Source organism: Saccharomonospora iraqiensis subsp. paurometabolica YIM 90007 (assembly GCF_000231035.2).
Classification (GTDB): domain Bacteria; phylum Actinomycetota; class Actinomycetes; order Mycobacteriales; family Pseudonocardiaceae; genus Saccharomonospora; species Saccharomonospora paurometabolica.
In genome coordinates this window covers 56491-62209 of the sequence record NZ_KI912216.1, presented here as the reverse complement: position 1 = coordinate 62209, position 5719 = coordinate 56491, and the positions used below count along the sequence as shown (strand labels likewise).

Genomic DNA, 5719 nt, shown 5'->3' with positions numbered 1-5719 from the left:
CCCCGGCGGACGACGGCGGTGCGGCGGTCGACGTGCCCGCGGCGACCGCGGGCGAGAGCCCCGCGGACGAACAGCTGGTCCCCGAGCAGGCGGGCCACCCGGCCACCGGCCGGAACAAGCCACGCAGGAAGGGCACCCACCCGGCGGTCCCCGCCTGGGAGGACGTCCTGTTGGGTGTGCGCAGCCAGCGCGGCTGAACCACACGGGTTCCCCCGAAGCCCCTCCTTCACCGGCGCCAGGTGACCGTGAGGGGCACATTCCCTGCGCAGAACGCAGCGAGGGGCACATCCACTGCGCTCGGCGCAGGGAATGTGCCCCTCACGGCACCACCCGGGTGGGCGGGGTCAGTTCTTCGCGCTCGCCCACTTCACCTTGGGGAGCATGAGGTTGTGCTCCACGCGGTGCTTGTTCTCCTCCACGATCGGGAAGAGGGACTCGATGAGCGTGTCGGAGAGCAGGTGCGGCTTCAGGCCGAGGTCGACCAGACCGGTGTGCTTGACGTTGTAGTAGTGCTCCTCGAGCTCCCAGCGCGGGTTCTCCAGGTAGTCGATCTGCACCGGGCCGGGGAAGGTCTCCGCCACCAGCTCGGCGACCTGCTTGACCGAGAAGCTCTCGGTCATCTGGTTGAACACGCGGAATTCACCGCGGTCGGCGGGGTTCTCCACCGCCAGCCGCAGGCACTCGACCGTGTCCCGGATGTCCAGCATCCCGCGGGTCTGACCGCCCTTGCCGTAGACGCTGAGCGGCTGCCCCAGCACGGCCTGGATGATGAAGCGGTTGAGCACGGTGCCGAACACGGCGTCGTAGTCCAGCCGCGTCGCCAGGCGCGGGTCGCGGGCGGTCTGCTCGGTCGTCTGGCCGTAGACCACACCCTGGTTCAGGTCGGTCGCGCGCATCCCCCAGATACGGCACCCGAACTCGATGTTGTGCGAATCGTGCACCTTCGTCAGGTGGTAGAACGAGCCCGGCTTCTTCGGGTAGAGCATCCGGTCGGAACGACCGTTGTGCTCGATCTCGATCCACCCCTCCTCGATGTCGATGTTCGGGGTGCCGTACTCGCCCATGGTGCCGAGCTTGACCAGGTGGATCTCCGGGTCGATCTCGGCGATGGCGTACATGACGTTGAGGTTGCCGATCACGTTGTTGTGCTGCGTGTAGACGGCGTGCTCGCGGTCGATCATCGAGTACGGCGCCGCCCGCTGCTCGGCGAAGTGGATGATCGTGTCCGGCCGGAACTCCCGGATGACGGAGTAGACGAACTCGGCGTCGAGCAGGTCACCGACGTAGGACGTGATCTCGTTGCCGGAGACCTCCTTCCACGCCGCGACCCGCACGTCGAGGTCCTCGATCGGGACCAGGCTCTGCGAGCCCAGCTCGGTGTCATACCCCCTGCGCGCGAAGTTGTCGACGACAGCGATCTCATGCCCACTGTCGGAGAGGTGGAGGGCGGTCGGCCACCCCAGATATCCGTCACCACCGAGAACCAGGACTCGCACGACTCGACTGCCTCCATCGTCTTTCTTCTTCCAGCGCCGGGTTCCCCCAGCAACCGCACTCACTGAAACACGGGTCGTCCACCGTCTACCACCCGGGCACACGGATCAACCCGCTCGGAGGATACGCAACGCGCACGGCACGACCGGCGGGCGGGTGTGCACAATGGTGGCGTGCGTACCGCGACCGCCGCCTCGGCGGAGCCTCCACAAGCCGGGTCCGGCCGCCGCGGCCCGGTGGCCCGGTTCCTCCGCGCGGGCACGAGCTCGGCGCTGGCCACCGGGGTCAGCCAGCTGGCCTTCATCGGACTGTCCGTGTGGGGTGCCACGCCCGCCCTGACCAGCACCCTGGCGTTCCTCGCGGGCGCGGTACCGAACTTCCTCCTCGCCCGTCGGTGGGCGTGGGGGCGGTCCGGGACCCCGGCGCTGCGGCGGGAGCTGATCCCCTACGTCGCCGTCATCGCCGCGACCGGCCTCACCGCGGTGGGCCTGACCACCCTCACCGGCCACCTCATCGAACCACTGGCGCTGTCCGGGTTCTGGCGCGTCGTGGTGCTCGACGTCGTCTTCCTCGGCAGCTACGCGCTGGTGTTCATGCTGAAGTTCGCTCTGCTCGACCGGCTCGTGTTCCGCGACGCAGGACGAACGCCCGGATCCACGTCGTGAGCATCACCCGCGCGTAGTTCGCCCCGTAGGGGATGCTGCGCCCCTTCTTGCTGGCCCCGTTGCTGCGCAGGCGCATGGTCATCGGCACCTCCAGCAGCCGCGCCCCCCGGGCCAGCGCCCCGAGCAGCAGCTCGGAGGACTGGTACTGCGGCTCGCGCAGGGTCACCGAGGTCGCCAGGTCGGCGCGCATCGCGCGGAACCCGAACGAGGTGTCGGTGATCCGGCGCAGGGTGAGCACCGAGGCGATCCAGGAGAACACCCGCACCCCGAGCCAGCGGATCGCGCTGTCGTGCTGGTAGCTGCCGAGCCTGCGGGAGCCGGTGACGAAGTCGGCCGTGTCGTCCAGCAGCGGCTTGACCAGCATGGGCATCTCGTGGTTGTCGTACTGCCCGTCGGCGTCGGTGGTGACGATGTACTCCGCGCCGCACTCGTGGGCGAGGTGGTAGCCCAGCCGCAGGGCGGCACCCTGGCCCCGGTTGCGGCCGGCGACGCACACGTACGCGCCCGCCTCCCGGGCGACCTGCGCCGTGTCGTCGGTGGCGCCGTCCACCACGACCAGCGTGGACACCGGCAGGTCGCCGCAGGCGGTCGGCATGTCCCGCACCACCCCCGCGATGCCCCTGGCCTCGTTGTACGCCGCGATGACCACGACCAGCGGTGTCAGCGGCCGGTCGCCGTAACGAATCCGGAACTCGGCCACCGCCTCGGAGTCGACGGCGTCGGGGTAGTCGTCCATGGTCGGTCTCCGTCCTCCGGCAACGCCGGGTTTCTCGGGCCGCCACCCGAGGAGCGCGGCCAGGCCGAGCGCACCTCCCAGGGGCAGCAGCACCAACGCGGGTATCTGGTAGCGCCAGGAGAATTCGAACGCCGCCGAGCCCAACAGCATGATCAGTCCGCTGCCGGTGGCCAACAACGCCGCCGATCGCAGTCCCGAACGCCGTGCCCTGCCGACGCCGACCGTGGCGAGGATGCCGAGCAGGGACGCCACCGCCAGCGCGGGCCCCCAGGTGTAGCCCCCGTTCAGCTGGTAGGCGCGCAGAAAGCCGCTGAGGTCGGTGTCGGTGTGCGGCACGATGCCGTCCCGCTCGTACACGGCGGCGTTGTACCGTTCGAGCGTTTCCGGGCCGAGGTTGTAGTACGGGTAGGTGACCTGGAACTGCCACCGCTCGGCCGGGACGTCCTTGGCGTGCGTGCGCTTGATCGGGTCGAAGTTCTTGACGAAGTCACCCAGCACGGACGCGGTGAACGCGATCGGCTGGTTGGTGATGACCTCCGTCGCGAACTCGTTGGCCAGGTCCTCCTTGGTCCGCCCGGGCGGGAGTTCCTGCTCCGGCCAGTCCGGGTCGCCGTAGACGTAGTGGGTGTAGTAGTCGATCGCCCGCCGGTCGTCGAGGGGTTCGTCCGGGCAGAAGATCTGCAACGCCGGGTCGTCCGGCGGCAACTGCGCGCAGTCGGCCACGGTCGCGGTGCGTCCGTAGAGCACGTTGCCGGTCGCGCCGGAGAGTCCCCACTCCCCGGAAACGGCGTGGAAGTACGCGGCGTACGGCAGCAGCACCGCGGTGACGCCCGCGGCCCCGCCGGCCAGCCGCACGCCGATCCGTCTCCAGCCCGCACGGCCGCGCCAGGCTCCGCCGGCCAGCACCAGGTACACGGCCATCGGCACGAGCATGGTGATGCCGATGGTGCGGGTGAGCACGGACAACGCGATCAGCATCCCGGCCAGCCCCGCGCGCTGCCAGGTAGGTTCCCCCCGGCCCGCGAGCGCCCACAACGCGCCCACCAGCAGCGCCTGGAACCAGACCTCCGACATGATCATCTCTTCGATCTGGAGCTGGTACGCGTCGAGCAGCACGGGGGCCGCCACGAGTGCGGCGAGCCAGGTGCGGCTGGTGTAGCGCAGGGTCAGCGCGTACAACGCGACCGCGAGCAGCACCCCGAGCACGTGCTGGACGGCCGCGACGAACGAGAAGCCGCCGAACTCGAACAGCACCTTCAGCACGGCCGCGTAGCCGACCGGGTTGAGGTCGTGCGGCCGGAGCGCGTCGACGTTGTTCAGGTAGCGGAACGTGTCGATGTAGAGCAGGGCGGGCTGGTACGCCAGCCACACCAGTACCCGCAGCGTGACGCCACCGGCCAGCAGAACGCCCAGCAGCCAGTGCCGACGGAGGAACCCGGTCACTCAGAACACTTTCTGCCTGTCGTGGTCGAGGAAGTACTGCCAGGTGGCGGCCAGCCCGTCGCGCAGGCTGTGCGCGGGCCGGTAGCCGATCGTCTCGGCACTGCGGGCGAGGTCGATCACCACCGCGGGCATCTCCCCGCCGGGGGCGGGCACGTGCTCGACCGGGAGGGCGCTGCCCGTCACCTCGCGGACCGTCTCGATCAGTTCCAGCACCGACACCGAGCGGCCGGCCCCGACAACGGCCCGGCCGACGTGCCCGGAGTCCCAGGCCAGTTCGATGCCGCGCACCACGTCGTCGAGGAAGACCAGATCCCGCGACTGCCGTCCGTCGCCGTAGACCTTGACGCCCTCGCCGGTGAGCGCGGCCCGCATCAGCCGGGGCACGAAGCTGTCCTTGTGGCTCATCCCCGGCCCGTACACGTTGGTGAACCGCAGCGCGGTCGTGGTCATCCCGTAGGCGCCCGCGTACCCGGACATCAGCATCTCGCACGCGGCCTTGGTCGCCCCGTACGGCGTCAGCGGCGCCAGCGGCATGTCCTCCGAGATGGTGGCGGTGCCGACATCGCCCACCACCGCGTTGGTCGAGGCGAACACGAACCGGCCCACGCCGTGCATCCGCGCGAGTTCGAGCAGCTCGTGGGTGATCGCGACGTTCTGCGCGTAGGTCCGGGCGGGCATCTCCACCGACTTGAGCACCGACGTGACGGCGGCGAGGTGGATGATGCCGTCGATACCGGGCACGACCGCGCGTTCGCGGACCTCGGGGTCGGCGAGATCGCCCTGGACCGCCACGACGCCCTCGTCGGCCACGTCGATCGGTTCCCGGTCGACGACCGTCACCCGGGCGCCACGGCGCCGGAAGGCCGCGACGACCGCACGGCCGATGAATCCGCAACCACCGGTGACCACGACGTGCGCGGGGGTTGCCTCGGTCGGATTGGTGCGCGACGACATGCGGGTTAAGGTACCCTCGCCCGGATCGTGTCAACCCGGCGGCCGGTGTCCACGCCCGTGCCCGTCCGGTCGGCCACGGGTTTCACCTGGTCAGCGCAGCTCGCTCAGCCGAACGCGATGAGCAGCACACCCGGCCAGGCCAGCGCCAGGCCCGCGGCCGTGCCGAGCACGATCCACCGGACGACGGCGATGCGGCGCCCCAGCCACAGGGACGGCGTCACCCCGGAGGTGAGCAGCGCGGCGGCGGCGACCGCCACCCAGCCCGCCGCCTCGGCCGCCAGGGACCGGGCCAGCGCCACCATCGTGACGAAGGCGACCACCGCGAAGAACAGCGAGACGGTGAGCCCGGTCGCCCACGGGGTACCGGGTCCGCCGCCCCCTCCCCCGTCGTCCCCGCGGGCGGCGTGTGCCCCCGGCGGGCCGGCCC

The 5719-nt window shown here is 70.5% G+C and carries 5 protein-coding genes and 1 pseudogene; 2 read left to right on the top strand and 4 right to left on the bottom strand.

Annotated elements, in window-relative coordinates:
• Window positions 1–197: pseudogene (locus SACPADRAFT_RS26045) on the top strand (septation protein SepH); the annotation flags it as partial.
• Between the two features lie 147 nt (window positions 198–344).
• Here SACPADRAFT_RS26045 and SACPADRAFT_RS0207005 read toward each other — a convergent pair.
• Window positions 345–1496 carry an NAD-dependent epimerase/dehydratase family protein gene (locus SACPADRAFT_RS0207005; protein ID WP_007026208.1) on the bottom strand — a complete coding sequence of 384 codons (1152 nt, stop codon included), beginning with the start codon at window positions 1494–1496 and terminating at the stop codon, window positions 345–347.
• A 171-nt stretch (window positions 1497–1667) separates the two neighbouring features.
• On the opposite strand from SACPADRAFT_RS0207005, the gene SACPADRAFT_RS0207000 reads away from it, so the two are divergent.
• Window positions 1668–2159 carry a GtrA family protein gene (locus tag SACPADRAFT_RS0207000; RefSeq protein WP_040924042.1) on the top strand — a complete coding sequence of 164 codons (492 nt, stop codon included), beginning with the start codon at window positions 1668–1670 and terminating at the stop codon, window positions 2157–2159.
• On the opposite strand, the gene SACPADRAFT_RS0206995 is transcribed toward SACPADRAFT_RS0207000, so the two are convergent.
• From SACPADRAFT_RS0206995 to SACPADRAFT_RS26040, 3 genes are all read right to left on the bottom strand, one after another.
• Window positions 2086–4338, bottom strand: coding sequence for a glycosyltransferase family 2 protein (locus SACPADRAFT_RS0206995; RefSeq protein WP_007026210.1), 2253 nt, complete (start codon window positions 4336–4338; stop codon window positions 2086–2088). The two genes, SACPADRAFT_RS0207000 and SACPADRAFT_RS0206995, sit on opposite strands and share 74 nt — an antisense overlap.
• Window positions 4339–5292 (bottom strand): NAD-dependent epimerase/dehydratase family protein, encoded by a 954-nt coding sequence (locus tag SACPADRAFT_RS0206990; protein WP_007026211.1) that lies wholly within the window; start codon window positions 5290–5292, stop codon window positions 4339–4341.
• 104 nt (window positions 5293–5396) lie between these two features.
• The coding region (locus tag SACPADRAFT_RS26040) for a DUF2537 domain-containing protein (RefSeq protein WP_007026212.1) at window positions 5397–5719 on the bottom strand (323 nt) is incomplete at its 5' end.

What these genes read in the sequence shown, in the direction of transcription:
- SACPADRAFT_RS0206990 (WP_007026211.1), bottom strand. Translation starts at nt 5,292, where the DNA reads ATGTCGTCGCGCACCAATCCGACCGAGGCAACCCCCGCGCACGTCGTG.